Here is a 16599-nt window from a genome sequence, read left to right as displayed (position 1 = left end):
GGCGCGCAAGAAACTTGCGGGCAGGGCCGTTACCGGGACTCCGATTGAGCGAACATAAAAACTCCGTTCTTGCTCCTTTTGGGTAACGGGCGAAACCTGCGCGGTCAAGTCCCGCCAGGCGCGCGAAAACCGTGCTGGTCGAATCGCACTGGCGATGGTTTAATTTTCACGGCCATGGAGGGCGCGGCTTGATCGTCATTCGCAATGCGCATGAGCAGGAAGCGGAGGCCTTAGCGGCCATCGGCCTCAGGGCCTGGCGGCAGGCAACCGCGGCGCTCGGCATCACCCCAACCCTTTACGACAATGCGGCCAGTGCGTTTTCCAATTTCACCCGCTCCTCATGGCTGACCATCCGCGTGGCGGAATTCGGCGGCGTGGTTGCCGGTTGGGCGGCGCGCGAACATTTCGACGAGACGATTTCCGATTTCTGGATCGATCCGGATTTTCATCGCAGGGGTGTCGGCAGCCGCCTGTTGGGCGACGTGGAAAGGCTGATAGAGGAGAAGGGTTTCGATACCATCCGGCTTGAGACCCACGCCCAGAACGAACCGGCCGTCGCCTTTTTCCGACACCATGGCTATAGCGTCCGCTGGCTCTCGGTTTCCTATGCGCCGAAGCTCGATCGCGAGGTGCAGTCGGTGGGTCTGCAGAAGCAGTTGGCCGAGGTCGAGAGCGGTCTTTACGGACCCGTGTTCTGAAGCAGGGTTTGCAGGGTGCCTGCAAGCCAGATCGGCCATTCCGGCATGACGACGAGCGATGCCGCAAGGCCCGCCTGCAATATCACGATGGACAGCAGGATACTGCGGAACGGCTCCTTGCGTGTTTTATGCCGCAACAGCCTTTGCGCCGAAATCGCGCCCACGCCGCCGCCTACGAAAGCAAGCGATAACAGCGTGTTTTCGCGAATGCGCCATCCGCCATTCCTCGCCGCTTCCTTGTCCCACCAATAGACAAGAAAGACAAAAAGATTGAAGACGATATAGACCATGAAGCAGAGAGCGAACGTCACCATGGCCTGAATTGAAACCGGGAAGCGTAAAAATCGCGTATCCGTTGCGGACGAAAACCCCGCGCCCGGCGTGAAGGACGCAACATGTCTTGCGCCCGCGCTCCATTTGTTCTACCCACCAAGGCCAAAGAACCCGTATATCGTGAGCTTCAGATGACCCTTGTAGACGTGCGCACCCCCGACCCGAAACGCTTCATTCCCGGCGCCACCGGCGATTGGGAAATCGTGATCGGCATGGAGGTGCATGCGCAGGTTCTCTCCAATTCCAAGCTGTTTTCCGGCGCCTCCACCACCTTCGGCAATGCGCCGAATTCCAACGTGTCGCTGGTCGATGCCGCCATGCCCGGCATGCTGCCCGTCATCAACGAGGAATGCGTGAAGCAGGCGGTGCGCACCGGCCTCGGCCTGAAGGCCAAGATCAACAACCGGTCGATCTTCGACCGCAAGAATTATTTCTATCCGGATCTGCCGCAGGGCTACCAGATTTCGCAGTTCAAGGATCCGATCGTCGGCGAAGGCACCATCACCATTTCGCTCGGACCGGACCGTCAGGGCAATTTCGAGGATATCGAGATCGGCATCGAGCGCCTGCATCTGGAGCAGGATGCCGGCAAGTCCATGCACGACCAGCACCCGACCATGTCTTTCGTGGATTTGAACCGTTCGGGCGTGGCGCTGATGGAAATCGTCTCCAAGCCGGACATGCGCTCGTCGGATGAGGCCAAGGCCTATCTCACAAAGCTGCGCTCCATCGTGCGTTACCTCGGCACCTGCGATGGCAACATGGATGAAGGCTCGATGCGCGCCGACGTCAACGTCTCCGTGCGCCGTCCGGGCGAGGGTTTCGGCACGCGCTGCGAAATCAAGAACGTCAACTCCATCCGCTTTGTCGGCCAGGCCATTGAATACGAGGCGCGTCGCCAGATCGCCATTCTGGAAGACGGTGGCGTGATCGATCAGGAAACCCGCCTGTTCGATCCGGGCAAGGGCGAGACGCGGTCCATGCGCTCCAAGGAAGATGCGCATGATTACCGTTATTTCCCCGATCCGGATCTGCTGCCGCTCGAATTCGACGATGCTTTTGTGGAAGCGCTGAAGGTCGATCTGCCGGAATTGCCCGACGACAAGAAGGCCCGTTTCGTGGCCGATCTCGGTCTCTCGGTTTATGATGCCTCGATCCTCGTTTCGGAAAAGGCAATCGCCGATTATTACGAGGCCGTCGCCGCCGGCCGCGATGCGAAGGCCGCCGCCAACTGGGTTATCAACGATCTGCTCGGCGCGCTCAACAAATCGGGCAAGGACATCGAGACGACGCCGGTTTCCCCGGAACAGCTGGGCGGCATTATCGATCTCATCAAGGCCGAGACCATCTCCGGCAAGATCGCCAAGGACCTGTTCGAGATCGTCTGGAACGAGGGCGGCAACCCGGCAGAGATCGTCGAGGCCCGCGGCATGAAGCAGGTGACCGATACCGGCGCCATCGAAAAGGCCGTCGACGAGATCATTGCCGCCAACCCCGATCAGGTCGAGAAGGTCAAGGCGAAGCCGACGCTCGCCGGCTGGTTCGTCGGCCAGGTGATGAAGGCGACGGGTGGCAAGGCCAACCCGCAGGCCGTGCAGGCGCTGGTCAAGGCCAAGCTCGGCATCGAGGAAGAGTAAGCGGACGCTGCCTCTTACGCTGGTAACGGCATAGAGGTTCCGTCATCCCGGCCTTGAGCCGGGATCCAGCCAGTCCAAGTCCTTGGGCTGAAAAGACTCTTTTCGCCGCGCAGACGCACGGCGGCTGGATGCCGGATCAAGTCCGGCATGACGGAAGTAAGGTTTTAGCCTGGATTATTTCCGATTGAACCACACAGTGGTACAAGCCGAGGATGACGTCGAGCACAGAGCACCGACATCACTTCTGCCGGGATCAATACCCGGCATTTCTGTTTTTAGACGGAGCTAAATCATGTTTTTCATCCGCACGGCAAGCCTGCGTGACATCGAGCCGGTACGCACCCTGCTCGCCACGACGTGGCACGCCACCTATGACGCGATCTATGGCGTAGACAAGGTGAACCAGCTGATCCTCGCATGGCATTCGCCGCAGGCCATGAAGGACCGTATCGAGAAAAAGGGCGGTGAGTTTCTGGTGGCTGATGACGGTAAGCGGATTGGCGGAATGGCCTATGGCTCCATGTCCACCAAAATGGCGAAGACGGCCCTGCTGCACCAGCTGTATGTCGCGCCCGATCTTCAGCGTCAGGGCGTCGGCCGCGATCTTTTCGCCGAGCTGGAAACCTGCTTCCCGGATGCGGAAATCATGCGGCTTGAAGTCGAGCCCAAAAATACTGTCGCAATCGCCTTTTATGAAGGCGTCGGATTTGTCGAGGTGGACCGAATCGAGCGCATGGCGGGGATCGAAGGTTTGCCCGGCATCGTTATGGAAAAGAGCCTGACCCGATGAATGCGACATTGCAGAAACTGATTATCCGCACCGCACGTGAAGACGACCTTCCCGCTCTTGCCGCCATTTTTGCCGCCGATGAGATCGGCGGCCATGGCGATACGGCCGACGAATCGGCGCAGCCGGACTATCTTGCCGCCTTCCGGGCTATCGAGGCGTCGCCGAGCGAAACGCTTTATGTAGCGGAACTGGATGGCGAGGTTGTCGGCACCTTCCAGACGGCGATCCTGACCAAGCTGGTCGGGCGAGGGGCGAAGTCGATGGTGATCGAGGCGGTGCAGACACGCGCCGACATGCGTGGTCGCGGCATCGGCGCGGTCATGATCAATCATTGCCTGGAAGAGGCCCGCCGTCAGGGTCTGAATGCCGCGCAGCTCACCTCCAACATGGCCCGGCTGGACGCGCATCGCTTCTACGAGCGGCTGGGTTTTGAGAAGCGGCATCTGGGCTTCAGGATGAAGCTGAAATAGCGCGGATATATCTCGAAATGCTGGACAATTGCCGTGAGGGGCGGCATAAGCATGTCTTGTGCCGTGCACGGAAAATCGCTGCGGCGCATTCAAGCCCGAGGAACGTAGAATGAAGACTCTCCTGACGCAAATCTTCACCTGGTGGAATGGCCAGACGATCGGAACACGGTTTCACACCTGGCGTTTCGGCAAGAAGGTAGGACAGGACGAGTTGGGCAATACCTATTACGAAGGCGGCACCACCTCCTGGGGCATGCCGCGCCGCTGGGTGATCTATAACGGTTATGCCGAAGCCTCCGCCATTCCGCCCGGCTGGCATGGCTGGATGCACTACCGCACCGACGTACCGCCGAGCCAGGAAAGCTATGTCGCGCGCGACTGGCAGAAGCCGCATCAGCCGAACCACACCGGTTCGTCCAAGGCCTATCGTCCGCAGGGATCGCTGGCGGTGGCCGGCGAGCGCCCGCGCGTGACCGGCGATTACGACGCCTGGACCCCCGGTAACTAAGCTCTTGTTACGCGCGGTGTTGTGCAAAACATCGCGCTGACGCCGGCCTCACCGGTTTTTGCCACATTCCGCCCTTAGGCGTTGATCCGGTCGGCGGTTCGACACAGGCAAATATTTGGAGACATATCGTATGAGGAAATTCACGCGGGATCGTTCTTTGCGTGCGCTGACAGTCTCGCTGTTTGCAGCGGTCTCTGCTGTCATCCTCATTTCGCCCGTCTCAGCTGCCCGTCTCGAAAACCGCGTGGCGGTGTTTTCGGGCATCGACAAGATCACCGGCCGTATCACCTCCTTCGATGTCTATATCGACGAGACCGTGCAGTTCGGCGCGCTTCAGGTGACGCCGAAGGTCTGTTATTCCCGCGACCAGACGGAAACCCAGAAGATCGACGCTTTTGTCGAAGTCGACGAAATCACGCTTGACCGCAAGATTAAGCGGATTTTCACGGGCTGGATGTTTGCCGACAGCCCCGGCCTGAACGCCGTGGAACACCCGATCTACGACGTGTGGCTGACGGGCTGCAAGCAGGACTCGGACGTCCCAGCGCCCTCCACGGCAAGCAAGTAATTACCCCACGACCCCGTCTATTTCTGGCGTCTGAGCTTCTCGGCCAGATCGGCCAAGGCTTTGCTTTTGTTTTCCAGTTGTTCGATCATTTCCTCCCGCGTCAGTTCGGGCTCGATCACGATCGGAACGGTGAACTTGTTGGGCTGATCGCTGGTGGGAGGTGAGGGGAATCTGATTTCAGAAAATGCCCTCTTCACGGCCGTTCTCGTCTGATAGGTGCTATCCCTGATGTTTTTGACCTGAACGACCTGCATTTTCCCCGCCGGGTCAACGCGGAACGTAACAAGGAGCGCCTGCCGCTTGTTCGTCCGTACGATCTTGAATTCGGGGCGGCCCATTGCGCCCGTCAAGGCTCGGGAAACTTCGCTTCGCCAGGCTGCCAGCGGGTGCGGGCGCTGTTCGGCGGCGGTGACATTCACCGCCAGCGTCAGCATCAACAACAAGGCCGCAATCCAGCGCATGACCATCCCCCGATGAACCAAATATCATGATCGGATAAGTCATGTTTTTGAGGCTTGCAAGCAAAATCTCAGGTTGTTTTCAGTGTGGATTTTCTTGCGCCGGCAATTTCTCGAAAGGTACATCCGGCCTGTCGACAGCCGCTTCCAGTATCGTGGCATATTCCGACTTTGGAATATCGATTGCCCCGAATGTCTTGAGATGTTCGGTGGTGAACTGGGTGTCAAGCAGCGTAAACCCCTGCTGCCGCAAGCGCTCCACCAGATGCACGAGGCAAATCTTCGAGGCGTTGGTGCGGCGGGAAAACATGCTCTCGCCGAAGAAGGCGGCGCCCAGCGAGACGCCGTAGAGCCCGCCGACAAGCTCCTCGCCCTCCCATGCTTCGACGCTATGGGCGTGGCCGATCTGGTGCAACTCGGTATAGAGCCTGCGGATGGTGGCGTTGATCCAGGTGCTCGGCCTGTCCGGCGCTTCCGCCGCGCATCCTGCCATGACAGCTTCGAAAGCGGTGTTGAAGCGAATCTTGAACGGCTTCTTGCGCATCGCCTTGGCGAGGCTTTTGGAAACGTGAAAACCATCGAGCGGGATGATGCCCCGAATTTCCGGCTCGACCCAGAAAAGCTCGGGATCGTCGGCCGAATCGGCCATGGGGAACAGGCCGGCGGAATAGGCGCGCAGCAGAATATCGACTGTTATGCCGTTATTTCTGCTGCGCCGCCCAGCCATATCGTCTTAGTGAGACGCGTCACCGGCCAGATATTTTTCCAGCCAGTGAATATCGTAATCGCCGTTCAGAATATCCTCATTCTGGAGAAGATCCTGGAAAAGCGGCAGCGTGGTCTTGATGCCGTCGACGACGAACTCGTCCAGCGCCCGACGCAGGCGGCGGATGCACTCGTCACGGTCACGGCCGTGGACGATCAGCTTGCCGATCATGCTGTCGTAATAGGGCGGGATCTTGTAGCCCTGATAGGCGCCCGAATCGACGCGCACACCAAGGCCGCCCGGCGTGTGGAAATAGGTCAGCGTGCCCGGGGAGGGAACGAAGGTGCGCGGGTCTTCGGCATTGATACGGCATTCGATGGCATGGCCATGGAACTCGATATCATCCTGCGTGACCGACAGGCCCTGGCCGGAAGCAACCCGGATCTGTTCCTGCACGAGATCCATGCCGGTAATCGCTTCCGTTACCGGATGCTCCACCTGCAGGCGGGTGTTCATTTCGATGAAATAGAACTCGCCGTTTTCGTAAAGGAACTCGATGGTGCCGGCGCCGCGATATTTCAGCTTGCGCATGGCGCTCGCGCAAATCTCGCCGATCTTCATGCGCTGTTCGACGGTCAGTGCCGGCGAATTGGCTTCTTCCAGCACCTTCTGGTGACGGCGCTGCAGCGAGCAATCGCGCTCGCCAAGGTGAACCGCATTGCCTTCACCATCACCGAAAACCTGCACTTCGATATGGCGCGGCTTGCCGAGGTACTTTTCCATGTAGACGGCGTCGTTGCCGAAGGCTGCCGCCGCTTCGGAACGGGCAGTCGCAACCGCTTCTTCCAGATCGGCTTCGGTCTTCGCCACCTTCATGCCGCGACCGCCGCCGCCTGCCGTCGCCTTGATGAGGACCGGGAAACCGATCGTCCGGGCGATTTCGAGCGCGTTTTCAGGCTTCACTTCGCCATCGGAACCGGGAACCACGGGAATGCCGAGTTCCTGCGCCGTCTGCTTGGCGGTGATCTTGTCGCCCATGATGCGGATATGTTCGGCGGTCGGCCCGATGAAGGTAATGCCGTGCGCGTCGAGAATGTCGGCAAACTTGGCGTTTTCCGACAGGAAGCCGTAACCGGGGTGAACGGCGTCAGCACCGGTGATTTCGCAGGCCGCAACGATCTGGTGGATGTTGAGGTAGCTGTCACGCGAGGGCGGCGGGCCGATGCACACGCTTTCGTCGGCAAGTCGCACATGCATGGCGTCCGCGTCGGCCGTGGAATGCACGGCGACCGTCGGAATGCCAAGCTCCTTGGCGGCGCGCAGGACGCGGAGCGCGATCTCGCCACGGTTGGCTATGAGGATCTTCGAAACCATGCTGAACCGCCTTTATTCGATGACCACGAGGGCTTCGCCATACTCCACGGGCTGAGCGTCGTTGACGACGATTTCCACGACCTTGCCGGACTTGGGAGCCGGAATCTGGTTCATGGTCTTCATGGCTTCGACGATGAGGATGGTCTGGCCTTCCTTAACGGTCGCACCCACTTCGATGAAGGGGCGTGCGCCCGGGGCAGGCGACAGATAGACCGTGCCGACCATCGGCGAGGATACGGTGTTGGCCGGGTTGCGGGCCGGTGCTGCGGACGCCGCAGGTGCAGCCGGCGCTGCGATTGCCGGTGCGGCAACGGGAGCTGCCGCCGGTGCGGGCGCATAAGCAGCAGGCGCCGCGGCATAGACGGTGGCGGGAGCGGGAGCCGCGCGGGAAACGCGGATACGCAGGTCTTCCTGCTCCACTTCGATTTCCGAAAGGTCGGTATCGTTGAGGATATTCGCGAGTTCGCGGATCAGTTCCTTGTCGATACCCTGTTTCTTTTCAGACATGACAAACCCTATTCTTTGTTTCTTTTTATGCCGTGATGTTTTTCAGCGCGTGAAGCGCCATGATGTATCCGTATGGTCCGAAACCGCAGACCATGCCCTTCGCCGCGGGTGATACCATCGATTTGTGACGGAACTCTTCGCGGGCGTGGATGTTGGAAATGTGCACTTCCACGACGGGCGTGGAAATCGCACGGATGGCGTCATGCAACGCGATGGATGTGTGGCTGTAGGCGCCGGGATTGATGACGACGCCCGCCGCCCGCTCGCCGGCCTCCTGCAACCAGTCCACCAGCACGCCTTCGTGGTTGGACTGGCGGAATTCCACTGAAAAACCGAGATCGGCACCGGCCGCGAGACAATCATTCTCGATGTCCTTCAGCGTCTTGCCACCATAGATACCCGGTTCCCTTTTTCCCAGCATGTTGAGATTGGGGCCGTTGATGACGATGATGATGTTGCTCATTCACGTTTCCATAAGAAAATCAGCGACACCTATAGACTGCGCAGCCGTCAAGGAAAAGCCCCCGCAAGCCGTAAACAGCCCGCTTGGCAGGCATCTCACAGGGAATGCAGTGGCTTTTTTAGCAATCAGGAGCAGGTGGCTTTTCCGCAGCTGCGCATATTGGCGATTTTTTCCTTCAGCGGGTCGGCGCCGACCGCGCCGAAAACCGCCTCGTCGCCGACGATATAGGATGGTGTGCCGGTGATGCCGAGGCTGTTTGCCAGCTTGTAGGTTTCCTGCACCTGCGCATCATTGGGGTTTTCCGCCATCGATTTGCGGATGTCGGCTTCCTTCAGACCAAGCGATGTCGCGACCTCCATGGCGCTGTCCTCATTCGCCCGTCCGCGGCCGCCGAGCAGGGTGCGCTGGAACTCCGGATACTTGGCCGGCGCAAGCAGCTTCACGGCGTTGGAAACGCGATGAGCGGCCACCGATTCCGGCCCGAGGATGGGGAATTCCTTGAGGACGACGCGCACCTTCTTGTCGCCCTTCAGAATATTGTCCATGTCGCCCATGGCGCGTTTGCAATAGCCGCAATTGTAATCGAAGAACTCGACCAGCGTGACATCGCCATCCGGATTGCCGAGCGCCAGATCGAATTTCGATTCGAAAATGGTCTTCTTGTTGTCGGCGACGGCTTCCGCAGCCTTGGCGTTGCGCGCCGCATATTGCTTGCGTTCAAGCGCATCCTGAACCTCAAGCATGATCTCAGGGTTCTCGATCAGATATTGTTTGATGAACTCGCCCATTTCCTTCTTCTGCTGCTCGTCGAGCGCATGGGCGGGCAGGGTGGCGAATACCGTCGAAAGGGCCGTCACGCTGGCGAGAAGGGTGGAACGGAAAAAATGCGCCATATCGGTCCTCATTCTGTGCGGCCGGAGCCTCTTGAAATCTTATGAAGGCAATTACCTTACTTTAAGCCAAATGCCATACGGCAAAAATACTTGTCCGCATTATGATCGCATGATTGTGAAGATTGCGATTCTGCGGCAAGTCTCTGAAATACGGTTCAGGAAAGAGCATGCCCTTGATTACGATGTCGAAGCGGAGCGCAGTCGAACCCTTTCACGCCATGGACATCCTGGCGGAAGCGAACAGGCGCAGGCAGGCGGGCCGCCCCGTCATTTCCATGGCGGTCGGCCAGCCTTCCCATCCCGCGCCAAAGGCCTCGCTGGAAGCGGCTGAGGCCGCGCTGAAACACGGGCGGATCGGTTACACCGACGCCCTTGGCCTGCGTGAATTGCGTGAGGCGATCGCCGGCCATTACCGGCTGCGTCACCAGGTGGCTATCGATCCGGCCCGCATCGCCGTGACCACGGGGTCTTCGGCCGCTTTCAATCTCGCCTTCCTCAGTCTTTTCGATGCGGGTGACCATGTCGCCATCGCAAGGCCCGGCTATCCGGCCTATCGCAATATCCTGAAGGCGCTCGGCCTCAATGTCGTCGAAGTGCCGGTGACGGCCGAAACCGGCTACACGCTGACGCCGGCAAGTCTGGAGCGGGCGGAAACAAAAGCCGGCTGCAAGCTGAAGGGCGTGCTTCTGGCAAGCCCGGCCAATCCGACCGGCACCGTTACCGGCCGCGAGGCGCTGAAGCGGCTCGCCAGCTATTGCGAAAGCCGCGACATGGCCTTCATTTCCGACGAGATCTATCACGGCCTCACCTTTGTCGGCGAAGAGACGAGCGCGCTTGAAATCACTGACAATGCCGTGATCATCAATTCCTTCTCCAAATATTATTGCATGACCGGCTGGCGCATCGGCTGGATGGTGCTGCCGGAGAATCTGGTCCGTCCGGTCGAGTGTCTGGCCCAGAGCCTTTATATTTCCGCGCCGGAACTGTCGCAGCTTGGGGCAAGTGCCGCCTTTTCGGCGGCGGAAGAGCTTGATGTCTATAGGGAGAGTTATCGCACCAACCGCGATTTCCTGATGGCGCGCCTGCCGGAAATCGGCCTGCCGCTGGCATCCCCCATGGATGGCGCTTTTTACGCCTATGTCGATACAAGCCGCTTTTCCAATGACAGCATGGATTTCGCCAGGCGCATGCTGGCGGAAATCGACGTGGCGGCGACACCGGGCATGGATTTCGATCCCGAAGAGGGCCACAGGGCGCTGCGCATTTCCTATGCGGGTTCGGTGTCTGACATTGCCGAGGCGGTGGGACGTATTGCCGGCTGGCTGAAATAGCCCTAACGCCCGCCTCCTTGGGAGATCAGGCGGGCGTGCAGCCGAAGGTGCTGACGAAGGCCTTTTCGCCTTTTGCCGTGAAGGTCAGCACACGGCCGTTTCCGCGCCGCAGCCAGTCGCGCTGCTGCATCGCCTCGAGCAGCGATGCACCAAGCCCGCCGCCGAGGTGATGGCGGCGTTCGCTCCAGTCCAGGCAATGCAGGCACACCGGCCGGCGCGCCTTTTCGAGCGGCGAAAGATCGATGCCGAAGCTCGAAAAGAAATCGCGCCCGTCATCCGTCAGCACCGGGTCGTCACCTGATGTCACCAATCCCCTGGCGGTAATGGCGGAAAGCAGCGCAACGCCGCTTTCCCCTGCCAGGTGGTCGTAGCAGATGCGCGCTTCACGCAGCGCCTTGTCCTTCGGCCCGGTACGCACGCGGACCGCGCCTGTGCGTTGTGCAAGCCCCATCAAGGCTTCCAGAACCTGCGCCACATCTTCGTCGGAGAGACGGAAATAGCGATGCCGCCCCTGTTTTTCCGCCTTCAGCAATTGTGCCTCTGAGAGCTTGGAAAGGTGCCCGCTGGCGGTCTGAAGGGTCACGCCAGCCGCTTCCGCAAGCTCGCTCGCCGTCAGCGCACGTCCGTCCATCAGCGCCGTCAAGATGTTGGCGCGGGCAGGGTCGCCGATCAGGGCGGCGACATTGGCGATCAAAGGTCCGTCTTTCATGCTTCGATGATAACCGAAGCATTGCCGCAAGGCAATGTGTAGAAAGGAGAGACAGAACACGAGGAGACAAACCATGCTGACCTGTTTCATCCGCTACGAGATCGATCCTTTCAAGGTCGATGCCTTCGAACGATATGCTCGCACATGGGGTGAGGCGATACCGCGCTGCGGCGCCGATCTCATCGGTTATTACGCGCCGAAGGAGGGATCGAGCACGATTGCCTATGGTGTCTACAACATCGAAAATCTCGCCGCTTACGAAGCCTACAGGGCGCGGCTCGCCGCCGATCCCGCCGGGCGCGAAAACTATGAATTCGCCCGGCGCGAGCAATTCATCCGCCGCGAAGACCGGCTGTTCCTGCGCCTCGCCTCCGCTCCGCACGCCGGAGGCGGGCAATGATCGCGGTCATCTTCGAGGTCTGGCCGTCTGAGGGCGAGAAACAGCACTATCTCGATATCGCCGCCCGCCTGCGGGCCGAACTTGAAACCATCGATGGCTTCCTCTCCGTCGAGCGGTTCCAGAGCATCAGCAATCCGGGCAAGATGCTGTCCTTGTCCTTCTTCCGGGATGAGGAGGCGGTGAGGGCATGGCGAAACACCATCTCGCATCGCGCCGCGCAGTCGCTCGGCCGATCCGGTGTTTTCTCCGATTACCGGCTGCGTATTGCGCATGTGATCCGCGATTATGGCCTGGAGGTGAGGGAAGAGGCCCCGGCCGACAGCCGGAGAGCCCATCCGGCAGAAGGGGGCGTATCGCGCTGACATGTCCAGTATCAGTTTTTCTACATACCGCTGCAAGCCTTTCTGGTTCGAACTCGCGCTTGAAACCCGCTATAGATGAAGCAGTTTATGGATGAAGGAACGCCACGCGGCGGACCGCCTGTTGGACATGGAGAAAAGCGATGTCGGTAGAGAAAGTGGCGATTGTAACGGCAGGGGGCAGCGGCATGGGGGCTGCCGTGGCCAAACGTCTGGCCGCTGACGGCTACAAGCTCGCGATCCTGTCCTCTTCCGGCAAGGGAGAGGCGCTGGCCAGGGAACTGGGTGGCATCGGCGTCACCGGCTCCAACCAGTCCAATGACGATCTGCAGTGGCTGACCGATCTCACGCTCGAAAGATTCGGCCGCATCGACGTGCTGATAAACAGCGCCGGGCATGGCCCGCGCGCCTCCATTCTCGACATTACCGACGATCAATGGCACACCGGCCTCGATGTCTATCTGATGAACGTCATCCGCCCGACACGCATCGTCGCCCCTGTCATGGTGCGGCAGAAGGCGGGCGCGATTGTCAACATCTCCACAGCCTGGGCTTTCGAGCCGAGCAGCATGTTCCCGACATCCGCCGTGTTCCGTGCCGGCCTTGCCTCCTACACCAAGATTTTTGCCGATACCTATGCGGCAGACAATGTGCGCATGAACAATGTCCTGCCCGGCTGGATCGACAGCCTGCCGGCGACGGAAGAACGCCGCGAGAGCGTGCCGATGCAGCGTTACGGCAAGAGCGAGGAAATCGCCGCCACCGTGGCATTCCTGGCGTCTGAAGGGGCAGGGTATATTACCGGTCAGAATATTCGCGTTGATGGCGGCCTGACGCGGTCTGTTTGACGGGTTGGCCTTTCCCACTCCTCGTCCCTGTTCCGGGGAACGGGAATGAGGAAATGTCTGCGGCTTAAAAACGCCCGTTCTTTGCGCCGATAAAGAAAACGCCCGCAACATCGTTGCGGGCGTCTTTTATCCAGGATGTGGCTTCTCTCAGAAGAAGCCTTTGCGCTGCCACCAGCCGCCCTTGCGGGGCTTGGGCTCGTCGCCATCGGCGGGGGTGGAGGAACCGGAAGAAGTTACCACCGGCTCCGAGCTCGAGACATTGCTGCCCCGGTTCGCGCGAACCTTTTCTTCCGTGGCCGGTGCTTCCGCTTCCGAAGCAAGATCGGCCGAAGCCTCACCGGCTTCTTCAATCGCGACGTCAACGACGGTTTCTTCAACGATCACCGGCTCAACCGTTTCAACGGCTTCGGCCTTCGGTGCTTCCTCGGTCTCAGTCTTGGCCTTTGCCTTGCGGGTGCGGCGCGGCTTCTTCGGCACTTCCTCTTCCGTAACCTCGGCAACGGCACCTTCCACCACTTCGGCAGCGGTCGGCTCTTCGCTTACGGATGCTTCGGCGGAAACCTCTTCGCTTTCGCCTTCATCCCCGGTTTCGGAATCGGCGGCGTCAAGCGCCTCGTCTTCCGCACGGTTGCGGCGGCCGCCACGCTTGCCGCGGCGGCGGCGTTTGCGCTTGCCTTCCTCGTCGGAGGTTGCTGCTTCCGCCGTGCCGTTTTCGGCTTCTACGCCAGCCTCATCGGTTTCGACGCCATCGTCGTCACCTTCGGCATCATCGCCTTCCGCATCGGCGGACTGGCCATCGAGCGCACCGTTCTGGTCGCCCTGGCCACCCTTGCCGCGACGGCGGCGGCGACGCTTGCGCTTGCGCTTGCCATCCTCACCATTTTCGCCCTGCGGCTGCTGGCGTGGCTGGGCACTCTCGGCCTTGACGATTTCTTCCTCGTCTTCGTCCTCTTCCACCTCGGCGACGAAATCGTCTTCCTCTTCCACGAAGTTCGGCAGCATCTGGATGAGGCTTTCGATCTTCACCGGATTTTCAACGGCTTCACCGCGATCGATGGCGAAATGTTGCGCACCGACACCGGCATCGGCGGCGATGATGATCGACACGCCGAAGCGGCCTTCATAATCGACGATCGTGCCGCGCTTGTGGTTGAGCAGGTAAAGCGCCGTTTCCGGCGTGCAGCGAACGGTGATGTTATGGGTGGTGTTGCGCAGCAGATATTCCTCGACGCCGCGCAGCACATGCAGCGCGATGGAGGATTCCGAACGCACATGGCCCGTGCCGCCGCAATGCTGGCAGACCTGCGTGGTCGATTCCAGTACCGAAGCGCGGATGCGCTGGCGCGACATTTCCAGAAGACCGAAATGCGAGATACGGCCGACCTGGATGCGGGCGCGGTCGTTTTTCAGGCAATCCTTGAGCTTCTTCTCGACGGAGCGGTTGTTGCGCTTTTCTTCCATGTCGATGAAGTCGATGACGACAAGACCGGCAAGGTCGCGCAGGCGCAGCTGGCGCGCCACTTCTTCCGCGGCCTCGAGGTTGGTCGTCAGCGCGGTTTCCTCGATGGAATGCTCTCGGGTCGAACGGCCGGAGTTGACGTCGATCGAAACCAGCGCTTCCGTCTGGTTGATGATGAGGTAACCGCCGGACTTCAGCGTCACCTGCGGCTGCAGCATCCGGTCGAGCTGGGCTTCGATGCCGGAGCGCGAGAAGATCGGGTGAATGTCGCGGTAAGGCTGAACCACCTTGGCGTGGCTCGGCATCAGCATCTTCATGAAGTCTTTCGCTTCACGATAGCCTTCTTCGCCCGAAACGATGATCTCGCCGATATCCTTGTTGTAGAGATCGCGGATCGAACGCTTGATGAGCGAGCCTTCCTCGTAAACGAGGCAGGGGGCCGTGGAATTCAGCGTCAGCGTGCGGACGTTTTCCCACAGGCGCATCAGATATTCGAAGTCGCGCTTGATTTCGACGCGGGTGCGGTTGGCACCTGCGGTGCGCAGAATGACGCCCATGCCCTGCGGCACTTCCAGATCGCGCGCGATTTCCTTCAGGCGTTTGCGGTCGGTCGGCTGGGTGATCTTGCGGGAAATGCCACCGCCACGCGCCGTATTCGGCATCAGCACGGAATAACGGCCGGCCAGCGACAGATAGGTGGTGAGTGCGGCACCCTTGTTGCCACGTTCTTCCTTGGCCACCTGCACCAGAAGAATCTGGCGGCGCTTGATGACTTCCTGGATACGGTACTGCTTGCGCGGCTTGCGGGCGACGCGATCGGGAACTTCCTCCATCGCGTCTTCAGCGCCGACGGATTCGATCACTTCTTTTTCGTGATGATCGTCATCATCGTCGTCGTCATCATCGTCATTGCCGCGACGAAGGCCTTCGACTTCTTCGGAAATCGTGTCGGTATCGACCATGGCAGCCATTTCGCCGCCGGTGCTGCCATCGTCTTCGGAAGACGCTTCGGATGCCTCGGCTGCGATTTCTTCAGCTGTCTTCTTCTTGGCGCGGGGGCGGCGAACGCGCTTCTTCGGCTTTTCTTCCTCGGCCGGCGCTTCTTCCGCGACAACCTCGACAGCCGTTTCCTCAGAAACCGCTTCCGCAACGGGTGCAGCTTCTTCCGTGACGAGGACTTCAGTGGTTTCGCTTGCGGAAACAATGCCGACATCCGGCTGATCCACCTGCGAAAGGTCGATCATCGGTGCTGCGGGCTCAGGCGCGTCAGCGGATTCGAAATCGTCGCTGCGGCGATGATCCTCGGCTTCCGCCTTCAGCAGGGCCTGACGGTCGGCGAGCGGAATCTGGTAATAATCCGGATGGATTTCCGCAAAAGCGAGAAAGCCGTGGCGATTTCCACCGTAATCGACGAAGGCCGCCTGAAGGGAAGGCTCAACGCGCGTGACCTTGGCAAGGTAGATATTGCCGCGGATCTGTTTCTTGTGCTCCGATTCAAAATCGAATTCTTCGATCCGGTTCCCACGGACAACGACTACGCGTGTCTCCTCTTCGTGGGAGGCGTCGATAAGCATTTTGTCTGCCATGTAAGCTGTGCTCCTCGGCGCAGCCTTGTTTTATACGAGAACAGGCCCGCCACACGGACGAGCCTTTCATATGAGTGCAAGGATGTGCCGGAAATGAAGTCTCCTGCCGGGCGTCTGTAAACTGGCAGCATCCGGACCGACGGCGAGGCGCTTGGCCTGCTCCTGGTATCCGGTTCATGTGAAAACTGCTGCGACATCATTGGCCAGGCGGAACGACAATAATATATAGACCCCTTGGGATCCGATGAATTTGCTCTCCTCAGAGCGGCGGTGGCAGCGCCACCGGGTAGGTCTCCGGCCACGGCCGGAATTGATCGAGTTTCAGGATAAATGTAACGACGGCAGATGATTGCCCGATGTGCAGCGCCAGCGTCTTTTTCGATTGGCAGCCGGCGGGCATCTATCCCGTCAACACTTTTAACCCTCATCCGTGTTGTATGTTTTCTCTGTCATAATAGCAATAGGCTGGCTAAATATGCCATATTATTGGTGGAATTTCCGG

The 16599-nt window shown here is 59.8% G+C and carries 19 protein-coding genes; 10 read left to right on the top strand and 9 right to left on the bottom strand.

The window, feature by feature from the left end:
• The first annotated feature begins 188 nt into the window (after nucleotides 1-188).
• Complete coding sequence (locus tag AC5YUO_RS01205; protein WP_496153980.1) at nucleotides 189-698, top strand: GNAT family N-acetyltransferase; 510 nt, start codon at nucleotides 189-191, stop codon at nucleotides 696-698.
• On the opposite strand, the gene AC5YUO_RS01200 is transcribed toward AC5YUO_RS01205, so the two are convergent.
• Nucleotides 680-1012 (bottom strand): DUF1294 domain-containing protein, encoded by a 333-nt coding sequence (locus AC5YUO_RS01200; RefSeq protein ID WP_496153979.1) that lies wholly within the window; start codon nucleotides 1010-1012, stop codon nucleotides 680-682. The two genes, AC5YUO_RS01205 and AC5YUO_RS01200, sit on opposite strands and share 19 nt — an antisense overlap.
• Before the next feature lie 150 nt (nucleotides 1013-1162).
• Here AC5YUO_RS01200 and gatB point away from each other — a divergent pair, with 150 nt between their 5' ends.
• From gatB to AC5YUO_RS01175, 5 genes are all read left to right on the top strand, one after another.
• Complete coding sequence (gene gatB, locus AC5YUO_RS01195) at nucleotides 1163-2668, top strand: Asp-tRNA(Asn)/Glu-tRNA(Gln) amidotransferase subunit GatB (RefSeq protein WP_080856274.1); 1506 nt, start codon at nucleotides 1163-1165, stop codon at nucleotides 2666-2668.
• A 292-nt stretch (nucleotides 2669-2960) separates the two neighbouring features.
• Nucleotides 2961-3458, top strand: a complete 498-nt coding sequence (locus AC5YUO_RS01190) for a GNAT family N-acetyltransferase (RefSeq protein ID WP_080817148.1) — start codon at nucleotides 2961-2963, stop codon at nucleotides 3456-3458.
• On the top strand, nucleotides 3455-3928 hold the full coding sequence (locus tag AC5YUO_RS01185) for a GNAT family N-acetyltransferase (protein ID WP_496153978.1): 474 nt from the start codon (nucleotides 3455-3457) through the stop codon (nucleotides 3926-3928). Before AC5YUO_RS01190 ends, AC5YUO_RS01185 begins: the two co-directional genes overlap by 4 nt.
• 109 nt (nucleotides 3929-4037) lie before the next feature.
• Nucleotides 4038-4436: an NADH:ubiquinone oxidoreductase subunit NDUFA12 gene (locus AC5YUO_RS01180; protein ID WP_400812269.1), complete on the top strand. Its 399-nt coding sequence runs from the start codon at nucleotides 4038-4040 to the stop codon at nucleotides 4434-4436.
• A 130-nt stretch (nucleotides 4437-4566) separates the two neighbouring features.
• A complete protein-coding gene (locus tag AC5YUO_RS01175; protein WP_496153977.1) occupies nucleotides 4567-5004 on the top strand; it encodes a DUF2155 domain-containing protein in 438 nt (145 codons plus the stop codon).
• 17 nt (nucleotides 5005-5021) lie between these two features.
• Here the strand turns inward: AC5YUO_RS01175 and AC5YUO_RS01170 are convergent, their stop codons facing one another.
• The 6 genes from AC5YUO_RS01170 to AC5YUO_RS01145 all read right to left on the bottom strand — a co-directional run bounded on the left by AC5YUO_RS01170 (nucleotide 5022) and on the right by AC5YUO_RS01145 (nucleotide 9405).
• A complete protein-coding gene (locus AC5YUO_RS01170) occupies nucleotides 5022-5465 on the bottom strand; it encodes a hypothetical protein (protein ID WP_496153976.1) in 444 nt (147 codons plus the stop codon).
• Nucleotides 5466-5544: 79 nt separating this feature from the next.
• Nucleotides 5545-6189 (bottom strand): leucyl/phenylalanyl-tRNA--protein transferase, encoded by a 645-nt coding sequence (gene aat, locus AC5YUO_RS01165; protein ID WP_496153975.1) that lies wholly within the window; start codon nucleotides 6187-6189, stop codon nucleotides 5545-5547.
• Nucleotides 6190-6195: 6 nt separating this feature from the next.
• Complete coding sequence (gene accC / locus AC5YUO_RS01160) at nucleotides 6196-7542, bottom strand: acetyl-CoA carboxylase biotin carboxylase subunit (RefSeq protein ID WP_003521459.1); 1347 nt, start codon at nucleotides 7540-7542, stop codon at nucleotides 6196-6198.
• 12 nt (nucleotides 7543-7554) lie between these two features.
• Nucleotides 7555-8049: an acetyl-CoA carboxylase biotin carboxyl carrier protein gene (accB, locus tag AC5YUO_RS01155; RefSeq protein ID WP_496153974.1), complete on the bottom strand. Its 495-nt coding sequence runs from the start codon at nucleotides 8047-8049 to the stop codon at nucleotides 7555-7557.
• Nucleotides 8050-8074: 25 nt separating this feature from the next.
• Nucleotides 8075-8512, bottom strand: coding sequence for a type II 3-dehydroquinate dehydratase (gene aroQ, locus AC5YUO_RS01150; RefSeq protein ID WP_400812276.1), 438 nt, complete (start codon nucleotides 8510-8512; stop codon nucleotides 8075-8077).
• A gap of 125 nt (nucleotides 8513-8637) precedes the next feature.
• Complete coding sequence (locus AC5YUO_RS01145; RefSeq protein ID WP_496153973.1) at nucleotides 8638-9405, bottom strand: DsbA family protein; 768 nt, start codon at nucleotides 9403-9405, stop codon at nucleotides 8638-8640.
• A 173-nt stretch (nucleotides 9406-9578) separates the two neighbouring features.
• Between AC5YUO_RS01145 and AC5YUO_RS01140 the strand changes: the two genes are divergently transcribed.
• A complete protein-coding gene (locus AC5YUO_RS01140; protein WP_496154882.1) occupies nucleotides 9579-10736 on the top strand; it encodes a pyridoxal phosphate-dependent aminotransferase in 1158 nt (385 codons plus the stop codon).
• Nucleotides 10737-10761: 25 nt separating this feature from the next.
• On the opposite strand, the gene AC5YUO_RS01135 is transcribed toward AC5YUO_RS01140, so the two are convergent.
• Nucleotides 10762-11445: an ArsR/SmtB family transcription factor gene (locus AC5YUO_RS01135; RefSeq protein ID WP_496153972.1), complete on the bottom strand. Its 684-nt coding sequence runs from the start codon at nucleotides 11443-11445 to the stop codon at nucleotides 10762-10764.
• 73 nt (nucleotides 11446-11518) lie between these two features.
• On the opposite strand from AC5YUO_RS01135, the gene AC5YUO_RS01130 reads away from it, so the two are divergent.
• From AC5YUO_RS01130 to AC5YUO_RS01120, 3 genes are all read left to right on the top strand, one after another.
• Nucleotides 11519-11845: an NIPSNAP family protein gene (locus AC5YUO_RS01130; RefSeq protein ID WP_003521451.1), complete on the top strand. Its 327-nt coding sequence runs from the start codon at nucleotides 11519-11521 to the stop codon at nucleotides 11843-11845.
• Nucleotides 11842-12207: an antibiotic biosynthesis monooxygenase family protein gene (locus AC5YUO_RS01125; RefSeq protein ID WP_400812281.1), complete on the top strand. Its 366-nt coding sequence runs from the start codon at nucleotides 11842-11844 to the stop codon at nucleotides 12205-12207. Before AC5YUO_RS01130 ends, AC5YUO_RS01125 begins: the two co-directional genes overlap by 4 nt.
• Nucleotides 12208-12347: 140 nt before the next feature.
• Nucleotides 12348-13052, top strand: a complete 705-nt coding sequence (locus AC5YUO_RS01120; RefSeq protein ID WP_496153971.1) for an SDR family oxidoreductase — start codon at nucleotides 12348-12350, stop codon at nucleotides 13050-13052.
• A 147-nt stretch (nucleotides 13053-13199) separates the two neighbouring features.
• On the opposite strand, the gene AC5YUO_RS01115 is transcribed toward AC5YUO_RS01120, so the two are convergent.
• Nucleotides 13200-16097 carry an Rne/Rng family ribonuclease gene (locus tag AC5YUO_RS01115; protein ID WP_496153970.1) on the bottom strand — a complete coding sequence of 966 codons (2898 nt, stop codon included), beginning with the start codon at nucleotides 16095-16097 and terminating at the stop codon, nucleotides 13200-13202.
• Nucleotides 16098-16599: the final 502 nt, after the last annotated feature.

This window comes from Agrobacterium sp. LEGMi-208b (assembly GCF_059511785.1).
This window is presented reverse-complemented; position numbering and strand designations above follow the sequence as displayed.